The organism is Paenibacillus xylanilyticus (assembly GCF_013359935.1).
In the GTDB taxonomy this organism is placed as follows: Bacteria; Bacillota; Bacilli; order Paenibacillales; family Paenibacillaceae; genus Paenibacillus; species Paenibacillus xylanilyticus.
On the sequence record NZ_JABMCB010000117.1, the window covers coordinates 1 to 1,085 of the forward strand.

The following is a 1,085-nucleotide window of genomic DNA, read 5'->3' on the forward strand; positions in this document are numbered from 1 at the left end:
ACGATAAAGTACTCCTCTTTCTTGTCGCTCTTCAAATATCCATCGATCTTGTCAACCATGCCAATGTTACGGTCGATCAGCATTGCTTTGTTGTACTCCTCGTTATCAGAGAAGTTATTAGTGAAGTCTAACAACTGCTCGTCGTTACCCGTTTTCCACATCTCAGCCATTTGGTCTACGCTGCTATCCAATACATCGAAGTTATCCAGTGTTGCACTCAGCGTTTCTTCTTGCAATTCTTTCGAGAAGTCGTTAAACATGCCCAGTTGGGACTCGTAAGACTCCAGTTCGATAACCGGAAGTTTACGTTCGATCGCCTTTTGAATGAAATATAGATCCACTCCCGCTGAAGCCTCATATCCGGCCGTCGCCGCTTTCAGGCTGGCAAGTGTACTCTCTACAACCCAGGGCTTGAATGCATCCAGTGCATTAGGCTCCAGTCCGTTTTTCTTGAGAACATCCCCCAGCTTGGTGTACGTCTCGCTTGAAACATGATCCTTCAATGTTGTTCCATCCTTGTAAGTTCCCAGATCCAGAACCAACCGTTGTTGTGCCTCGTCAGCCCCTTTACTTACATCAACCTCTACGCCCAGAAAATCCGATTCAGCGAAGGCCTCTTCAAACTCCTCAGGCAATGGATAGAAGCTATCGTCCGCAATATGCATGGAGCCTACCAGATATACCGTGTTACCGTTGCTTTCCACTTCCCACATGAATCCGCGGCTACCCGTTTTTGCGGCAGTTTCAGTTCCCTTGGAGACAAGCAGCACTGTGCGGGTCTTCGCATCCCAGTTTACTTCGTAACCTGTAGCGTCACCAACGATACGGATCGGTGCATATGTTACGCCATTAATGCGTGTAAGTTTACTTTTAAGTGTAATCGTTTTGCCATCCACCACAGCCGTGATAGTGTCATCTGCTGCGTTCGTCAGTTTAACATCCATGGCTTCAAGTGTGGAGCGAAGCGGAACCAATGTAGTTCCCTTATTATTAATTGGTGCTCCTACAGTGTACTCCACTGCCTGGTCGTTGACTTTAACGGAAGTCCCTTGAGGTGCAGCCATGGCCGGCGCAGCAGAAGCGAG

At 48.0% G+C, this 1,085-nt stretch carries 1 protein-coding gene; it reads right to left on the reverse strand.

What is annotated here, in order from left to right; all coding sequences use genetic code 11:
* Positions 1 to 1,085: TraB/GumN family protein (locus tag HP552_RS01275; protein WP_175393908.1), on the reverse strand; the 1,085-nt coding region annotated here is incomplete at both ends.